1 rRNA gene is annotated in these 811 nt (G+C 53.4%); it reads right to left on the bottom strand.

The annotated features are described in order from the left end of the window. Positions 1-811, bottom strand: a 23S ribosomal RNA gene (locus HMPREF3009_RS03310); the annotation flags it as partial.

Here is an 811-nt window from a genome sequence, read left to right as displayed (position 1 = left end):
CTCCAGCCCCAGGATGCGACGAGCCGACATCGAGGTGCCAAACCATCCCGTCGATATGGACTCTTGGGGAAGATCAGCCTGTTATCCCCGGGGTACCTTTTATCCGTTGAGCGACACCACATCCACAAGTAGGTGCCGGATCACTAGTCCCGACTTTCGTCCCTGTTCGACATGTCTGTCTCACAGTCAAGCTCCCTTGTGCACTTACACTCACCACCTGATTGCCAACCAGGCTGAGGGAACCTTTGGGCGCCTCCGTTACATTTTGGGAGGCAACCGCCCCAGTTAAACTACCCACCAGGCACTGTCCCCAACCCAGATCATGGGCCAAGGTTAGACATCCAATCCGATCAGAGTGGTATTTCAACAACGACTCCACACACACTGGCGTGCACGTTTCACAGTCTCCCACCTATCCTACACAAACCGAACCGAACACCAATACCAAGCTATAGTGAAGGTCCCGGGGTCTTTTCGTCCTGCCGCGCGTAACGAGCATCTTTACTCGTAGTGCAATTTCACCGGGCCTGTGGTTGAGACAGCAGAGAAGTCGTTACGCCATTCGTGCAGGTCGGAACTTACCCGACAAGGAATTTCGCTACCTTAGGATGGTTATAGTTACCACCGCCGTTTACTGGGGCTTAAATTCTCAGCTTCGCCACCAAAGGTGACTAACCGGTCCTCTTAACCTTCCAGCACCGGGCAGGCGTCAGTCCATATACATCAACTTAACGTCTTCGCATGGACCTGTGTTTTTGATAAACAGTCGCTTCCCTCTATTCTCTGCGACCCCACAACCCACCACCAACGC

It is taken from the genome of Corynebacterium sp. HMSC034H07 (assembly GCF_001815175.1).
Taxonomy (GTDB): domain Bacteria; phylum Actinomycetota; class Actinomycetes; order Mycobacteriales; family Mycobacteriaceae; genus Corynebacterium; species Corynebacterium hiratae.
This window is presented reverse-complemented; position numbering and strand designations above follow the sequence as displayed.